Origin of the sequence: Bradyrhizobium sp. CW1, from assembly GCF_023100665.1 — a bacterium.
Taxonomy (GTDB): Bacteria; Pseudomonadota; Alphaproteobacteria; order Rhizobiales; family Xanthobacteraceae; genus Bradyrhizobium; species Bradyrhizobium canariense_D.
Window position 1 is genome coordinate 6,170,412 of sequence record NZ_CP064684.1, and the last position, 15,815, is coordinate 6,186,226.

14 protein-coding genes and 1 pseudogene are annotated in these 15,815 nt (G+C 58.4%); 8 read left to right on the forward strand and 7 right to left on the reverse strand.

The window, feature by feature from the left end:
• Positions 1-374: 374 nt before the first annotated feature.
• Positions 375-668 carry a hypothetical protein gene (locus tag IVB54_RS29995; RefSeq protein WP_018458861.1) on the forward strand — a complete coding sequence of 98 codons (294 nt, stop codon included), beginning with the start codon at positions 375-377 and terminating at the stop codon, positions 666-668.
• A 37-nt stretch (positions 669-705) separates the two neighbouring features.
• On the opposite strand, the gene IVB54_RS30000 is transcribed toward IVB54_RS29995, so the two are convergent.
• On the reverse strand, positions 706-2,136 hold the full coding sequence (locus tag IVB54_RS30000; RefSeq protein ID WP_247776578.1) for an undecaprenyl-phosphate glucose phosphotransferase: 1,431 nt from the start codon (positions 2,134-2,136) through the stop codon (positions 706-708).
• Between the two features lie 592 nt (positions 2,137-2,728).
• Between IVB54_RS30000 and IVB54_RS30005 the strand changes: the two genes are divergently transcribed.
• A complete protein-coding gene (locus IVB54_RS30005) occupies positions 2,729-3,466 on the forward strand; it encodes a metallophosphoesterase family protein (protein ID WP_026233678.1) in 738 nt (245 codons plus the stop codon).
• 102 nt (positions 3,467-3,568) lie between these two features.
• Here the strand turns inward: IVB54_RS30005 and IVB54_RS30010 are convergent, their stop codons facing one another.
• Positions 3,569-3,832, reverse strand: a complete 264-nt coding sequence (locus IVB54_RS30010) for a hypothetical protein (RefSeq protein WP_018458864.1) — start codon at positions 3,830-3,832, stop codon at positions 3,569-3,571.
• Between the two features lie 941 nt (positions 3,833-4,773).
• On the opposite strand from IVB54_RS30010, the gene IVB54_RS30015 reads away from it, so the two are divergent.
• Entirely contained in the window at positions 4,774-5,157 is a 384-nt protein-coding gene (locus tag IVB54_RS30015; RefSeq protein ID WP_143273163.1) for a hypothetical protein, read from the forward strand.
• A 179-nt stretch (positions 5,158-5,336) separates the two neighbouring features.
• Here the strand turns inward: IVB54_RS30015 and IVB54_RS30020 are convergent, their stop codons facing one another.
• Positions 5,337-5,552 carry a hypothetical protein gene (locus IVB54_RS30020; RefSeq protein ID WP_018458866.1) on the reverse strand — a complete coding sequence of 72 codons (216 nt, stop codon included), beginning with the start codon at positions 5,550-5,552 and terminating at the stop codon, positions 5,337-5,339.
• Between the two features lie 1,403 nt (positions 5,553-6,955).
• On the opposite strand from IVB54_RS30020, the gene IVB54_RS30025 reads away from it, so the two are divergent.
• Entirely contained in the window at positions 6,956-7,789 is an 834-nt protein-coding gene (locus IVB54_RS30025) for a Crp/Fnr family transcriptional regulator (protein WP_204514099.1), read from the forward strand.
• 114 nt (positions 7,790-7,903) lie between these two features.
• Here the strand turns inward: IVB54_RS30025 and IVB54_RS30030 are convergent, their stop codons facing one another.
• Together IVB54_RS30030 and IVB54_RS30035 are read right to left on the reverse strand one after the other, a co-directional pair.
• On the reverse strand, positions 7,904-8,335 hold the full coding sequence (locus tag IVB54_RS30030) for a hypothetical protein (RefSeq protein ID WP_018460247.1): 432 nt from the start codon (positions 8,333-8,335) through the stop codon (positions 7,904-7,906).
• Positions 8,336-8,568: 233 nt separating this feature from the next.
• Complete coding sequence (locus IVB54_RS30035) at positions 8,569-8,838, reverse strand: cyclase (protein ID WP_026233982.1); 270 nt, start codon at positions 8,836-8,838, stop codon at positions 8,569-8,571.
• Between the two features lie 606 nt (positions 8,839-9,444).
• On the opposite strand from IVB54_RS30035, the gene IVB54_RS30040 reads away from it, so the two are divergent.
• The 3 genes and pseudogenes from IVB54_RS30040 (at position 9,445) to IVB54_RS30050 (ending at position 12,751) form a co-directional block, all read left to right on the forward strand.
• Positions 9,445-9,852 (forward strand): hypothetical protein, encoded by a 408-nt coding sequence (locus IVB54_RS30040; RefSeq protein ID WP_085349974.1) that lies wholly within the window; start codon positions 9,445-9,447, stop codon positions 9,850-9,852.
• A gap of 818 nt (positions 9,853-10,670) precedes the next feature.
• On the forward strand, positions 10,671-11,108 hold the full coding sequence (locus tag IVB54_RS30045; protein ID WP_247363643.1) for a hypothetical protein: 438 nt from the start codon (positions 10,671-10,673) through the stop codon (positions 11,106-11,108).
• Positions 11,109-11,627: 519 nt separating this feature from the next.
• Positions 11,628-12,751 (forward strand): annotated as a pseudogene (locus IVB54_RS30050) (OpgC domain-containing protein).
• A gap of 358 nt (positions 12,752-13,109) precedes the next feature.
• On the opposite strand, the gene IVB54_RS30055 reads toward IVB54_RS30050, so the two are convergent.
• Complete coding sequence (locus IVB54_RS30055; RefSeq protein WP_245288561.1) at positions 13,110-13,319, reverse strand: hypothetical protein; 210 nt, start codon at positions 13,317-13,319, stop codon at positions 13,110-13,112.
• Between the two features lie 960 nt (positions 13,320-14,279).
• A complete protein-coding gene (locus IVB54_RS30060; RefSeq protein WP_247375306.1) occupies positions 14,280-15,077 on the reverse strand; it encodes an alpha/beta fold hydrolase in 798 nt (265 codons plus the stop codon).
• Between the two features lie 346 nt (positions 15,078-15,423).
• Between IVB54_RS30060 and IVB54_RS30065 the strand changes: the two genes are divergently transcribed.
• Positions 15,424-15,624, forward strand: coding sequence for a DUF6494 family protein (locus tag IVB54_RS30065; protein ID WP_085349977.1), 201 nt, complete (start codon positions 15,424-15,426; stop codon positions 15,622-15,624).
• Positions 15,625-15,815 lie beyond the last annotated feature (191 nt).

The window sequence follows — 15,815 nt, forward strand, 5'->3', positions numbered from 1 at the left end:
GCAGCCGTGGGGCGGGACGCCAGGCGGGGCGAAGATGCGTCAGCGGGGCTCTATTTGAGTTCCGGGGCCGCGACGACGTCGGAACCAACCCGCCAAGTGACCCCATCGTCGGGCTCCGATACGCGCCCAATCCCCGTATTCATCCGGAATCCACAAATGCCGATCTCTGCCATAGCCCAAGGCATGGATTGACGACGGCGATCCGGACGAAAGATAGTAGATAGTGACGTGTTGCCTGCACAAACCTGCCCCCGGCACGAAGGGCTGTTGATCGTGACCGCAACCTGGACTGCCGAATCTTTGAGCACCTTTCCTTCCGAGGTTCAGGGGGCTAACGTGCGCTCATACTCTTCGCATTTTTTCGGCAGGTTCGGATGGTGATTGCTCTTATTGTCCTGAGCATCTGGGTGTTGCTCAATATTCTTTTCGTGTTGATCGTGGTTCCCCCGCGTAAGGCCCGCCGGGGATCCCGACCGCTGGCGACCACTCTCGCGCCTGCCCCGCTCGATCCGAATCGCCGAGAGCTCGAGCATGACGAGCCTTTTTCGCTTCGTCACGTCGTTGCCTCAGTCGCCATGGGAGCGTTCTTCGTCCTTGTGCCGCCAATGCTTGCGCTGCGGGACGCCGTCCTTCGTCTCTTCAAGAAGACCCCCGGCAACGGAAGCTGAGGGCCGATAAGTGCCGCCGCCACCTAGGCGGCTCCTACTAATAGGCCTCCTGGAACAGGACCGTCGAGGCCGTACGCGCCATGATCTTCAGATCCAGCCAGATACTCCAATTGCTGACGTACCAGACGTCATATTCCACCCTTTTTTCCATCAAGTCGATCGTCGGGGTTTCTCCCCGGAAGCCGTTGACCTGAGCCCAGCCTGTCAGGCCCGGCTTCATGTGGTGGCGGTAGACGTATTTGCTGATGAGTTCATCGTAGTAATTGTCATGGGCGAGCGCATGCGGGCGCGGCCCGACCAGGGACATGTCGCCGCGCAAGACATTCCAAAGCTGCGGCAACTCGTCGATGCTTGTCATGCGAAGGAAACGCCCGATCTTAGTGACCCGAGCATCCCGTTTGGTGGCCTGGGTAATCGTCTGGCCGTCCTCGCAGACCGTCATGGTCCGAAATTTCCATATCTCGAACGGCTTGCCGTTGAACCCTCGGCGCGACTGGCGGAAGATGGCAGCTCCCGGCGATCCGAGCTTGATCAGAACGGCGACTGTCAGCAGCAGCGGTGCAAGTATGACGAGCGCCAACAAGGCCACCCCTCCATCAAGACAGCGCTTTTGGAAACGCTCGAAAACACTGAGCGGCGGCCGCTGAATCTCGACCGCTACGGTCCCGCTGACTGGCAGGAATGGGCGCGACACGAGGTCGGCGATTGAATCATCCGGCAGAAGGCGTACCGGTTGGGGCACCGCGCGCAGGAAGGGCCCGATCTTTCGGAGCATCGGCAATTCGTTCCAATCGATCGCTAGAAGATATTCATCGACGTCCGCCTGGCGCGATTGCCGAATAACATCGCGAATCTGTCGCTCCCAATGGCCGTCGCCGCTGTCGATCCCAAGCACGAAATGACGCATGACGTCGAAACCGTTTCTGCGCAAATCCTTGAAGCGGCTTGAGGTGAAATCGAGCGGCTTCAGGCTCAACAGGATCACCTTGCGATCGACCAAGCGGCTTCTGGCATAGTTTGTCGCGAGTACGAACTGCCAGACAAAGCGCAGACTGATCAATCCGGCGCCTCCGATTGCAGCAAAAATGATCACTGTGCCGCGAGACAGATTGTCCGTGGATTTGAGCAGAAATGCCGCCATAGCGAGGATCGTCAGCGACGCCAACCAGATGAAGACGGCCTTGCGCAGCTGCCAGACCAGATTCAGCAAGCGGTGCGTGGCGTAGACGTCCTGGGAATATGCGACCGCGACGAACACAACGCCGACAATCAATCCTGCCCCCATCGACGCGCCGTCGCCAGTGGAGGCAAGCGCAACATTGTAGAGCGCCGCCCCTGCACCATAACTGAGCAGGATCAGCAGCAGGTCGGCAGCGATGATGACGATCTGAAAAGGCCGCTGAAGAGCCGTGCCGCGCGTTGACGACAGTGCACCAGCGCCTTCAGAACCATAAGTTGCAACAGCCATTCGAACCTCTGCTATCGAGAATGCTTGACGCTGATCCGTGATGCTGAAGATCCGTCACTTCCCCGAACGCAAACTGTGAAGTGATCACAGCGATATTGTGGCGCTGCACGCGAAACTTTTGCGATGCATGAATGCATCGCGTTTTGTTGAGAGGTCATGGGCGCGGAAGACCTGCGTCACAGTGCTGACACACGATCGAAACTCGCTGCCCTATTTTGAATCAGGTTCCGCGTCGAATTCGCTGGGGCGCCTGCGTGAAGCGATAGCAGCTCATCTTTGATGCGCCTGTTGCCCACATTGAGTGACTCCGCAACCGATGTGATTCGATTAGTAGAAGTCCGATGAATTACGATCTAGAGCTGTATCCGCCCAGCTGTCTTCAGCGAGGCAGGCATCTTCCCGCTGCCGGGCGCGATGCAGCCCACGGCAGAGTTGCCTGATTTGCTCAGCGCGCGCCGACAAGCTAAGCAAGCGAATACCCTCCTTTCCTTCGGCGCAATCGGGCTGTCTGAGAGGCGACACCCTTCAATAAGGTCCGGCCGCGGACCGACTTGGCGAAACTGTCCCCACCACCTCACCGAGTGTGCGCGCCATGACATCTTTTGCCCAATCACACCCGCCGATTCATAGGCCGCAACTGCCGGATGGCGTCCGAATTTACGCGATCTCGGATATTCATGGCTGCTCGCATTTGCTGCAGCCCATGCTGCGGGTCATCGACGCCGACTTGGCCCACAGTCGGCCACGCTATGCGATCGAGGTGTTCATGGGCGACTATGTCGATCGCGGCCCGGACACGCGCGCCACGCTTGACCTCTTGGTCGAACGAAGCCGGCGGGGAAACTCGATTTTTCTCAAGGGAAACCACGAGGCATTTTTAGTGAGGGTTTTCGAAGACCCTTCGTTGTTTGAAGATTGGCTTCGCATCGGTGGCGCCCAGACACTCATGTCCTATGGACTCGCGCCGCCAGACCTGAAGCGCGACGACCCAGCGTCGATCATGCGCGATTTGATCCGCGCAATGCCGGGTGAGCATCTGGAGTTCCTGGACGAACTACGGCTTAGCTTTACCTGTGGAGATTTTTTCTTCGTCCACGCCGGCGTTCGCCCGGGTGTCCCCTTGGCCGAGCAAAGCGAAAGCGACCTGCTTTGGATTCGCGAAGAGTTCCTTCAGAGTGAGGAGCAGTTCGGCAAATATATCGTTCATGGTCACACGCCGGTGCGCACCGCCGAAGTTCTGGCAAACCGGGTCAACATCGATACGGGCGCCTACGCGACGGGCAATCTAACTCTCATGAGCATACAAGGCAGCCGGATGCTCGCGGTATGACTGCCCAGGATATGACTAGCCTGGGAATGTCTCCCGATTCGTCGGGAAGATTGTTCCTGAAGCCAATGGAATGCCTCGGCGGTCACGAGCTAAGAGCATCACCTAGTTGAGCACGAGTGGCATTTCCCCTCCAGCCCGCGTGTCGGCCATCCAGTTGCGCCAGGCCCGCTCATGCTTGGCGTAGAGCTCCAGCCATCGTTGTCCCGGCTTGTTCTGATCGAAGCGAAGGCCAGGGCCGAGGGGCGCGTCGGGCTTGTCCAACGTCTCGAACTCGATGGTTTCCGCGATCGTCAAACCGAAAAGGACACGCTGTCCTGTACCGTCCACGATGTACCGTCGCGGTGCGTCCCTCATCGGCTGGGTCATGTTCTGTGTCGCCTATGGTCGTGAGAACAAAGGTGTCGCTCGCACGCTGGACGAGGCCTAAAGGGCACGTCGGACGCGCCCGAATGCCGAGCTGGGAGTCGATCGGGCTGTTCTGCGCGAGGTACCGGAGGGTTCGTTCGTCGTCGTTCGTTGCGACCGCCGCGGACGCAGCGCATAGACCGACATGACGCCGGCGCAGAAGATCAAGGCGAAGACAAATGCAGAAGCCATAGGAGTCGTCCCTGAATAGTGCAGTGCTCATCAAGAGTGAGCAGTGTGTCGACATCATGATTCCTGATGATCTTGGTGGCTCTCCTGCTGCCAAAAGATTGCCCACGCGTGATCGTGTCCTGAGCAGCAGCATCTGAGTTGTCTGATAGCGCGATCTTTTGGCCGGACGCACCGACACGGATGGTCACCTTCAAATCTGTTCTGTCCCGTCCAGGTGGATTCGCGCACCTGAAGAGCTGGATTTCGCAGCCATTCTATGGAACGATGCGCTTGCAACCTTTTAGAGGCCGTCGCGTTATTTCTCGCCCATTTCGAGAGGGATTGATCCAATGAACTTCCGCACCCTTGCTCCATCCATTGCTCTTTCTGTTCTTGGCCTTGCTTTGATAACGACCGCAGCTTCAGCCGCGGAGCTCGCGCTTGCTCCTGCGCATCATCGGTCGGCCCACCTCCGAACCGGTTACGTGTTTTGGGATGATGTCTACCCGCCTGCGATCTATGGCCCCAACCTTCGCTCTGTCGAGGAAGTCGCCGCGCTCAAGGCGGAGGCCCGACCTGTGTCGCAACGCTGGTGGGGGTATTGGTACGCTCGGTGAACGGCACAGCGTTTAGCGACCAGCCGCGTTCACCCATGAATCGCCGCAACACCGGGCAGCCGGTGGCGGCGATTTTGTTTGAGCTTGCCTGGCCGATCCAACCATGATCACCGCATGGGCGGCAGCATGAGGCCCAAAACAGCGGCGGCAAGCCTATGTTTTTTCGCGGGATACTGGCTGCAAGCGCATGCTGCGGCCGCAGGTGAATGCGCCTTGCGGCCCGAGCGCTTCGTACTGCTTTCCGACACCGTGTATTGGGTTGTTTCAATCCCAGCCGGCACGGAATGCCTGCAAGGCCTGCGCGGCAGAACTCAGCTTCTGGATGAAGTTAAACTGGCAGAGGCGCCCAGTGCCGGTCATGTGACGATCGTCGGCCCGTCATTTCGCTACCAAGCCCCCTCACGTCCAGGGACTGACCGGTTTCGAATTGCGGTGTCAGGCGAAAACCGCAGGCAGCGCGGATCCTCGATCATCGCTGTGGAAGTGACCGTCAGATAGGGCCGTGCCGACTGGCGAGGAAGCGGAGCCGGAGCGCTGTCGCTGCACTGGACGGCTCGATGGAGAAATTGAGGCAGCCCCAGCCCGTGCCGCCTAAACTCAGTTCCGTCGCGGAAGGATCCTCACGGAAGGCTGCTGCCGATTGCCGGCAAGCTTTCGAGGTCCCGTCGGGAACGCTGCTACTTCGCCTGCGCACCCCGGTCCCAGGGCCGCTTGCCATCCGCGCCCCTGTCCCACGGCCGCGCGGTCGGGGCGTCCTTCTCCTGCGTGGCGGCCTGCGCACGATCGGCCTGAACCCGTTCGCGATCGGTTAATGGGGCCTTCGGGGCTAGCGGTTCGGGCTGCGCCAAGGCCGGCGTCGCGATGAGCAGCATCGCCAAAATCAATTTTTTCATCCCCGGCCTTAACACACTGGCCGCAGGCTGTCCGATCTATTCGGAGCCATAGCTCGAAGGAAAAGGCCCACAACGGTGGGCCTTTCGGTGAGAGCTGATGAATAGATCGCCCTATTTCTGATCTTCGTTGCTGGTGCCTGATCCGGGGCTTCCGATCGGCAAACCATTAGCTGAATGACCAACCCCGGAGTTACGCTCGGCTTGCGCGGCGGCCGGCGTCTTTCCGTTCGCGGTTGGGGGTTGGACGTTCGGATTGTTCTGGCTGGGGTTGGGGCTGCTCGTGTTCACGTTAGCGCCGGTGGTGGTGCCTTGAGTCCCTATGCCGGAAGGAGCCGAGGGGCCCGAGGTCGCGCTGCTCGACGAGGTGCCTGTCCCAGCACCAGAGCTTGCCGCCGAACCCGCGCCGCCGCCGGCTCCCCCACCCGAGCCGCCACCGCCGCCTTGGGGGAACGCTGTCGACGAGAATGCTATGCAGGCAAGGACAACGAACAGAGGTTTGCGGATCATGGATGCGTCTCCCTGCGCTTGAACAGCAATCACGACAGACGCAGGAAGTTCCTTCGCTGCCGCGGTCCGAATTCCCTGCGAACAGGGAATTTTACAGGGAAAGCGCGCCTGCGGTGAGGCCGCTATCCCATGAAAATGCGAACATTTGCCTCGAAATTCAGTGCATCCGGGGCGCGATCCGCCAAATCCGAACAGGGAATTTATCGCTAGCGAACAGGGAATTTGCGTGCATACGGCTGGACGAAACAGGCGATGTGCGGGCTACGGATCCGTGCCGCATGCCGTGGCGCGAATAGCGCAAGCATCGCCTGTGGATCACCGCCAGTGCAGGGGCGGCGTCTGCGCACGGCGAGGAATCCCGAACAGTCGCCGAATTTAACTGGCAGCAGGGCCCTCCTAGGCTAGGCTGTGTACTCATTAAGCAGCTGGCCGCGTTATGTCCGCACTTTCGGCAGACCTAAGCGTGCTGGCCTGGGGCCTCCTGACGGACAACGCCCGCATGTCCGTTGAGGGCAAAAGCGTCGCTCTGGCGGACGGCGGCAAATTTCCGGCTTTACCCCAATCGACCGACGGATAATTGCACCGTGTCAACGGAAGCGCCGGGCCAAAAGACGTGCACGCCCCACACCGCCGAAGACGTCAGCTAGGAAGCCAAGAGCAAGCGCTGCCGGAACCATCACCGGTTGATCATCCCGCAGGGCCCCGCTCGCCGAGTCGCACAACGGGCGTGAATAGTATGATGTATGCAAGATCCTGCTTGCGCGGCGAGACGCCGGCAGCGTCTCCGCAAATGTCCGTGCTTGATCTCGACTAATGGCTCTGTTTGGATAGTTGCCTTTCGGCAACTCATAATTCGGATAATCCTAGTGAATGAAATAGATGGACGCGGCCGTTCAGTGGGGGCTCTTTCACAAGAAAGCATCGGGACCGTCAACCGCACTGGCATCGGGAATCGGCTACTGGCAGCGCTGCCGCCAGCGGATCTCAGCTTGCTCACGCCCTACTTCCAGAAGATCTCGTTTGAGCCAGATGCGGTTCTGGTGCGCTCGGGCGATGAGATGGACCCGGTCTATTTTCCCCATAGCGGCGCAATCGCCTTCATGCTCGATATGCCGGACGGGCAAACGGTCGCAACCACCTTGATGGGACGGGAAGGCGCTTTGGCCTCTTTCTCCGTACTCGGCCCATCGCTTTCATCCGTGACCGCGATTGCACGCATCGCTGGCACAGCATCATTGATTTCCGCCGCCAAATTTCGGGATGCCTATGCGCAAAGCGCAGCCATCAGGAATGTCGTTCAGCTCCACGCCCGCGCGGTGTTATTGCAACTCCAGCACGTAGCCGCTTGCAACGCGCTGCACCGGGTGGATGGCCGCATGGCGCGGTGGCTTCTGCAGCTTCACGACCGCGTTCCCGATGACCTCCTTCCGGTGACGCAGGAGGCGCTTGCGCAATTGCTTGGGGTGCGGCGGACGACAGTGACTCTGACGATGAGCAAGCTGCGCGCGGCCGGCGCCGTCCCCTCCGACCGGCGCGGGTTTATCGAGATCGACCGGGTGCGGCTCGAGCGCGTTGTATGCGACTGCTATGCGCTCATGCAGCGCAAGATCGATCGGATGTATTGCCAGGAATTGTCGGCGCCCCAGCCTACCCGTGCGCCGTTCCGGGAAAGCGCCATCGTCTCGTCCGGCGGAGCGAGTGGTGAATCCAGAGCCGTTTCGCAGAAATAGAGACCATGCGATAGCCGCCTTCGGTCAGAAGCTGCCATTAGGTAGCAGGCCGGCGCAGGTCCGCAACGGGACATGAGCCGACTTCGCTCCAAGCAGCGATACTTGTCAGGCTCCTTAGCGGCCGTAGGGGAAGCAGCGGTGGCGATCGAGTGTGAGACCGAAATGCGCTCCTAGCGCAGCGATGGCCGCATCCTGCTCAGGATAAGGATCGGCATTGCATGCGGCAACGATGATGATCCGGAACCCGCCGCGATCCTTGCCACCCGGTGGCAGCATCGCTGTAGCCAGTGGATTACCCTCCCTGTCACGCAACGTGAGGAAAAGCGGCATCTCTCGCTGTACATGGGCCTCGAGGCCGATGTCGCGCTCGATCGCGTTGGGCTGCTCCGGACGCCAGGATTGGACTGCCTTCTCTCGCTCGCGGCAGAAATATTTCTCGACTGTGTGGCGCATCAGGCGCGACTCTTGCACCGCTTCACCTTCCGTTTCGATACGGAACCAGGTCTTACCCTTCGGCGTGTCGCAAACATACTGCATTTCGCCCATCCTGATCGCCGCAATTCTAGGGCGGCGGGCCCGCAAAGCCAGAATGTCATTCTCGTCGCGTTTCGATCTTTGCGTTTTTACACAGCCAGGGTCAATCGCGTCACTTTGGCCGCGTGCCGTTCTCTACCGGTCTACCCCTGTGAACGGATATCGTCAGACCGCTTCGGCATGTCTCAATGGGCCAACAGGCGACATGGTACCACCACAGCCGGCACTTGGCCGGGATCGATACTTCACGCCTTTTTGGTAAACCAAATCGTTGGAGCTTTCGCTACTCCCGCATTCTGCATGGCATTCTTCAATTCAGCACTCTCCGCGAAGGCTTGCGCAGCTTCAATCGTGGCAAACTCGTGAGTTACTGTGATGTCATTGGGATTTTCGACTGCTCGGTAGACAGCCTCGGCTGTTACGCCCTTCGTCTTCTGAACCGAAGCAAAATCGTCGTAAACTTTCCGCCAGGTCTTGTAGTCGGAAACCGTGTGTCTAACAAACATAGTCGTCATCAGATGTTCCTCCCAGACTGGTCGTAGCAATCTTTCCACGAACGCTTGAAACAGCACTTCCAGTAGCACCAGTATAATACCGGCCACCGCTGGGAGCTATTTCATTTCCGGGTTGCACTGATGGCATCGGACCCTTGCCCTTTGTCCGATAAAACTGAGGCGTGCTGCCACTTCGCTGATGGGCTAGCTCCGGGCGGTCTTGCGGGAGCAGCATCATCGCCTCCGCACTCGACGCCAATAGGTCGTGGCCGCGCACTTACTGCGACCCGCCACAGGACCAGTCAGTGACACTGACTTGCGTATTCAGTTGTCGCAGTGTGAAGTTGCTGACGCCGGGTCCGAACTTCAGGCCTAAGCAAACTGAGGCATTATGCCTCTTGGGCGAAACACCCATTTCTAGGGCGCGTCCGTTCTCGTAGAATGTGGTTGCCCTTGAAGCGGGATGTGCCGAAGTCACCGTTCGGGACGAACGAGCAGTACTAGCGCTGTCGGCAGGTACGCTAGCCTAAGAGACCGCCCCCTTTTCGGTTTCACACCACGATTTCACATTCCACACGCGCGCAGCTTTTGCGGCGGCTTGTTGCAAGTAACCCAGGGAGAAAAGCGATGAGCAAGATCGATCGAAGGTCTGCATTGACATTCGGGTTGGCAGCGGCATCGGCGGCCATGATAAAGCCCGCCGCCGCTCAAACGACGGGCTACAAGGACACAACTCCGTGGCCAGGTGTGGTGGTGCGTGAGTATGATGGCGAGACACCATCGCTGATCCCGGGTTTTAAGACCGTCTCAATGCGCGACATCATCATGCAGCCGGGATCGAAGACCATGGGGCCCCCGATGATGAATGCCATGGTCTGCCATATCACCGAAGGAGAGCTTCGGCTTGAGCAGGACGAAAAGACCTTTACCGGCAAGAAGAATTTTGTCTGGACCTGCAACAAGGACACAAAGGAGCAGGCGTTCAATGATGGGAACGTGGTCGCGATTATGCGGATCACGGACCTAAAGGCTTAAGGTGCGTTTCTTCGCAAAAAAAACGATTGTAGTTGCGAATGGCGCACGCGACGGCGCACCGATCGGGTCGGTTTGCCCTCTGACGTGACTTCCTGGTTGCGCCGAACTCTAGATATGTCGCTGCGCCAACCGACGCGAGACAAACGTCTAAGGGCTAGTTGGCGGACGATATGAAATCGACGAGCGCCCCGCCAATTGGTCGGGGCGTCTCAATTCAAGACTACTGCAACATGAAGAGAGAGAGAGAGGGAGAGGGAGAGGGAGGCCGATGTCTGAATTGGGGTCACAAGCGGTCCTCGCCGGCCTGCTCCCGACAGGTCGGCTATGGGCCAGGAAGAGACATTTATCTCGCGCTGCGCGTCATGCGATCTGAGTCCGTCTCGCGCGCCGTTGCCCTTCTATGCCTCAGCGGTTGTGTGAAACCTCCGCGCGTTCATAAATCGTGAGTTGTGTTTGCCGTTGATCAGATCATGCTCTTCCAGTCGAGGTAAACGTGTGCCCGAATCGGACATCTAGTGCGCTGCCAGGCTCGCCGCTCGGCACGCAGTGACACGCAAGGTTCGAGCCGAGCTGACGCGGCTTTAAACGGTATCAGTCAGCCCCACCTTGACATCTTTTCGCGACAGGTCAGTGCCGCTGCTTGAACCCGCTGCCGCTGCTGCACTCCCCGCTGTGCCACTGCTCATCGAAAGGTAGGGCTCAGTTCCTGGGCGGTTGCAGCGATCAGCGCCGTTCACGACGTACCATATTTCGTTAGGTTTCTCGGGCCTCGCGACGCCGCGATGGCCGCAATGTCTCGATCTCTGGGAGGGAGAGACATGATGAAGCGATCGCCTATTCTCTCTCTGGTGGCTGTCGCGAGCTTCACCGTCCTATGGTTTGTTCTGGATGCCGATCTGCATTTTAGAAGGGCGGCTGCCACTGCAACAACAGCCATGCCACCCGAGGTCGTAGCTGCCGAGCCTTTCAGAACGGCCCACGCCGCTAACAAAAGGTCGATGAGGATACTTGCACTGGATCAGGCTAAGCATCTCGCTTTCTGGACGTCCGTTTTGAAGAATAGAAAGCAGGCCTGTGGAGCTGTTGTTCGGACCATGTATCAAGGCGGCACCGAATCTGGGGTCGATGCTTGGCGCATTGGCTGCCGGGACGGCAGCGAATATTCGATAACAATTAATCCGGACGCGCATGGCTCTGAGGCGGAGTTTCCGGTTTCGGTTTGCAGTGGAATCGCTTTCGCCGGAGGTGCTGAATAGCCCCGTCATTGAGCGTTCAGCACCTGCGAGATCGCCTCTTTATGCCAGCTGTTATCCGCTGTCCCGGCGCGTCCTCGCCAACATGCGAGGATGATCATGACGATTACCCGATCACGACGTGAAACGGTGGAGTTCGAGCACCCATTTCGGATCACAAGCTTCGAGCGGATACTACCGGCTGGCTCCTATGAAGTGATTACCGACGAAGAATTAATGGAAGGAATGGAAGGAATGGAAGGATTATCATTTCCGTCCTTTCGGTCCGTCGCCACCATGATGATGGTGCCTGCGCCGCCGCCGCGCAGCTCTTTCGTCGAGATGGTGGCGATCAGTTCGATCGATCTGTCCGATGCCCGGGAGCCGATGCGATCGTATCCCGTTAGTGACGCGCCGGCCCACCTCGACAAGCACCGGACTGCGCTGAACATTGACAGTCGCCGGATGCTGGCGGAGATCGAGCGAAACGCGTTGCGCGGACTGCATCCGCAGCCCGAACCCGAGTTGCTCGCGGCGCCTGCGATGCCATTGGCGGGCCCGCGGCCGGAGCCGAAAGGGCTAGGCCGCGACCTACGCATCGATGCTTGCCGCGGCCTCGCGCTCTGGTGCATCTTTTTGAATCATTTCCCCAACAACATCGGAAGCTGGCTGACGCTGCGGAACTACGGCTTCAGTGATAGCGCGGAAGTATTCATGTTCGTCTCGGGTGTGACCTGCGCACTGGCTTACGGCAGCGCACATTCGCGCGATGGCTGGCCCGGCGTCATCACCCGTACGCTGTGGCGAAGCTGGGACATTTATGCTGCATTTCTATTGCTCACTATAGCTTGCGCCATCATGGTCTACCTAACCGGCGGTGGCCGGATCGCCGACGAGAGCAACACGCGCCTTTTGCTGGAACATCCGGGTGCGGCGCTCGCGCATGCGGCGATCCTGCAATACCGTCCGGTCAATACCGACGTCTTGCCGATTTTCGTGGTTTATCATCTTTTGTTTGCACCACTATTGTGGTTGCTGTTGCGAGTGCCGAACGTGACACTCGGCGCGTCGCTCTTGCTTTATGCGCTGGTACACGTCTTCGGCTGGACCGTCCCGGCCTGGCCCAACAACGGTGGTTCTTCAACCCGCTGGCTTGGCAGCTACTGGTTGTGCTCGGCGCCTGGTGTGTCATTGCGGGCAAGGGAGTCTGGCCCTGGATGACCTGTCGCATCGCGCTTGTACTTGCAGTTCTCTATCTGACTTTTAGCCTGATCGTCGCATTGAGTTGGTGGCTCACGACCCTGGAAGATCTGGTCCCACAAGCGCTCGCCAGTGTGGTTTACCAAGTCGACAAATCGGATCTCGCTCCCTTGCGGTTGCTGCATTTTTTAGCGCTTGCGATTGTGGCGGTATGGCTCGTACCCCGCGATTGGCAAGGACTGCCGATGCCGCTGATGCGCGCAGCGATCCGCTGTGGGGAGAATTCGCTGGCAATCTATTGTCTCGGTGTTCTGCTGGCGCTCGCCAGCCAAATAGCGCTGGCCGACATCTCGAATGGTCTTGCGATGCAGATCGCGCTCAGCCTCGCCGGCATCCTGCTGATGATCGCCGCCGCAACGCTGCTGAACTCAATCAGGATCAAACCCAGGCAGCCACGATTGATTTGAAGACTTGAGGAAACTTGTTGGCCAGAGAGGCGAGCAGGCAAAATTCGGAGAAGGCTGCCGACGGCCAGCCTCCACGTCTTCTCTTCCGGGAGGCGATCAAGCTACGAACTTCACGCGGTGACACGATTTGCAGCGTGATGCGAACGTTGAGATGCTTCCTCCCAAAATCGCAACATGACCGCTTCGGGTCAAAACGCGAAGAACTGAACGTGAGTTGATCTGTCTGCCATCCCTCAATCAGCGGACCTTGTGGAGGGGCTCGACTTTGTCGCCCAAAACGGCCGCCCGATCGCCTCTCAGCGCACGGGAGGAATTATGTCGACACATGAGCTTAAGGATGCTCAGAGTCGGCAGCGCATCATTGGTGGTCAAGCCGCACCACGTCATTCGCCAATTTCGGCGAGCTGCGGCGCAGGAGGAAGCACACCCCGCAAAGTGTCTCCTTCCTCCACATCAGGCGGCAGGTGAAGGTTTCGGAATGTTCGTCGAACGATAGCGCAAATTCGCTGGCGAATATGTAGTACGGCGTGGAGATGCAGGTTCCCAGGGCGCTGATGTCGCGCACCACGCACGGATGGATCCCACTCATCCACCAAACGACAGCCGCGCCGCCCGGTTGATCGGTATCCGCTCCATTGCTCGACGTTCGACCATGGCGAGATTCTCCAATGAAGAGGTAACTTCCAATCGAGCCATCGCAGCGATCGCGATTGCACCTCTACAGAGTCAGTTTTCCGATCCCGCCGAGCCCGGAAAACGGCAATATCTGCACGTTGATCTGCACCGCCTAGGCTAACAAGCAGTATTTTGTCTCATTAAAATTAAACCGGATCGCGCGGTTAATCCGCCGACGTTGGTACCCACCTCACAAGCAAATGAAACCGCTCAGGACACGTCTTTTCCACGAAAATGAGGTATTTCACAGCACTTTCAGCGAACCTGAGCTACTATTAATTGAAATGAGTGATTTTACGTCCTCCGGCCTGACAATGGCGGTTTTTAAATAGTCATAGTAAGGCGCGCTGATGAGTAGGCCTGGTCAGGGGCACAACCGCATGACAGTTCTGCACGAACGCGTTTGGTTTCTAAGATCTCAACTGACAGAGCTTCAGAACCCTCGCAGCCGGGTTGAGCAAGCCGAAGAACGAAGTCGGCAAACGTTCAAAAGTCACAGGTGTCTCGGCGATGCGTCGCCGATTGCGGCGACAGCGGCGTTTTGTTTTCTAGCCACACACCGTGGCGACGAACGTGCCGTAGGCTCGCAGCCACGAAGCATCAGAGATCTCTGGCCGAAAAAAGCGCCCGCGTTGACTTGTTCGGCTTGGGTCAAAGGCAGCCCTCGGCAGCTTGCATGATCGGGTCGGCTCATCTCCCGGAAGCGGCCCTCGCAGCGCTCTAACTGAGGTCGGTCACGGGCCATGTGTGGAAGTCGTTCGTACACTGGCTACTCGCAAGCCGAGCGAGACGGATCGCTCGGCTACAATTTAGTTATGGCAGCCCAGGAAAGTCGTTCCTGATCAGATCAATCTCACGCTGCTTTCACCAGCACGTCAGTCAACCAATCCGGCTCGGCGATCATAACGGAGTGGCCAGACGTCGCGTTTTCGAGGACGGTCCAAGAATTATCGGACTTGCACTCCCCTGCCGCTTTGTCCAAGGCCGCTAACTGGAATTTGGGTAAGCGGATGTAGGTTTTCTTCGCGACCCTTTCGCGTGCGCCGGAGAGCTTCACAGGCTGCAGCCATGTGCCAATCGGTTGAGGAGTTACCTTCGATAGAACCCAAGCAACGTCTTTGGGGTCGCTAAAGGCCGTCGGGGGGAGCGCTTTGGGAGCCGGACGGCTGATTGCACCCTCCTCTATCGGGAAGGAGACCAAGTCTCGGAATGACTCCCCGTCGGCAGGCTTTATTGCATCAACCCAGACGATAGATGACACACGGTTTCCAACGCGCTCAAGCGCGCCCGATGCGGGACATCCGGCATACGAATGGGCAACGAGGCAAATGTCTGTGAGGTCTTCCCATTCGACGAGATTTGCGATGTCCGTGATGTGCGTGTCGAGATTTATGTCTCTGCTGAGGAGATGCGAGCGTTCTGCCAATCCCGTAAGCGTAAGCGCATAGACTTTGTGGCCCTGTTTTTCGAGCCTCTCGGTGACGCGATGCCAACACCAAGCTCCGTAAAAGGCTCCGCCAATAAGAACAAAAGCCTTTTGCGCGGATTGAGCACGTGCGCTGCTGATGCTTGATGAAGTTACCGAGACCGCGCTTACTCCGGCCGCGAGACTGCCGATCAATCTGCGGCGGGTGACGTCTGACAAGGTCATGAAATCTCTCCGTGCAAAAAAATTGGGTACCATACGAGTGCAACAGTGTAATCGCCAAAACCGAACAAATGGAAGATGACTTCAGCGGCCTCCGAAGGAATATTTTTTTGACCGGTCACTGACTTCCGCCATGGGTCACAAGCGGCGGTCGGCGACAGCTCCAGCCGTGTCCGGTCCACCTCAAACGGCCGACCTTGCGCCGCCTCGGGTGTAGTCTTCAGCTCGGGGCCGACGTTGTAGGCAATCAGGTTGAGGAGGAAGTCGGGGGTGACGCGAGTTGGGCCTCGATGTTGGGTCTTTGCTCGCCTCGTGTTAGACATCGCCTGACCGACCAGGGAGAACAGCCATGACCGCCGAGTTCGATGAAGACCGCTTCAATATGGCTATCCGTAAATTTCTGAAGCATGTTGGAGTTACATCGCAGCGCGAAATCGAAAACCTAGTGCGCAGCGGGGCGGTGAAAGGTGGCCAGCTCAAACTGCGAATGACCCTGTCGGCTGAGGGAACGGCGCTGAAACATGTAGTCGAGGAAACAATCGCACTCTGACGATGTCCCGGCTGCCCCGGCATTGCCGCCCTGTTGGTGGAGCATTCAATCCTGTTGATTTCCAGCAACGACTGCTTTGGGTCATTTTCGACAGTTTTGGCACAGAGTGCGGGATGGTTGATGCCCGTTCCTGTCCAAAAGGCGCGTACCAGTGTCTGCCCATGAGCGTTGCGTTTGGCCGAATGGCCGTG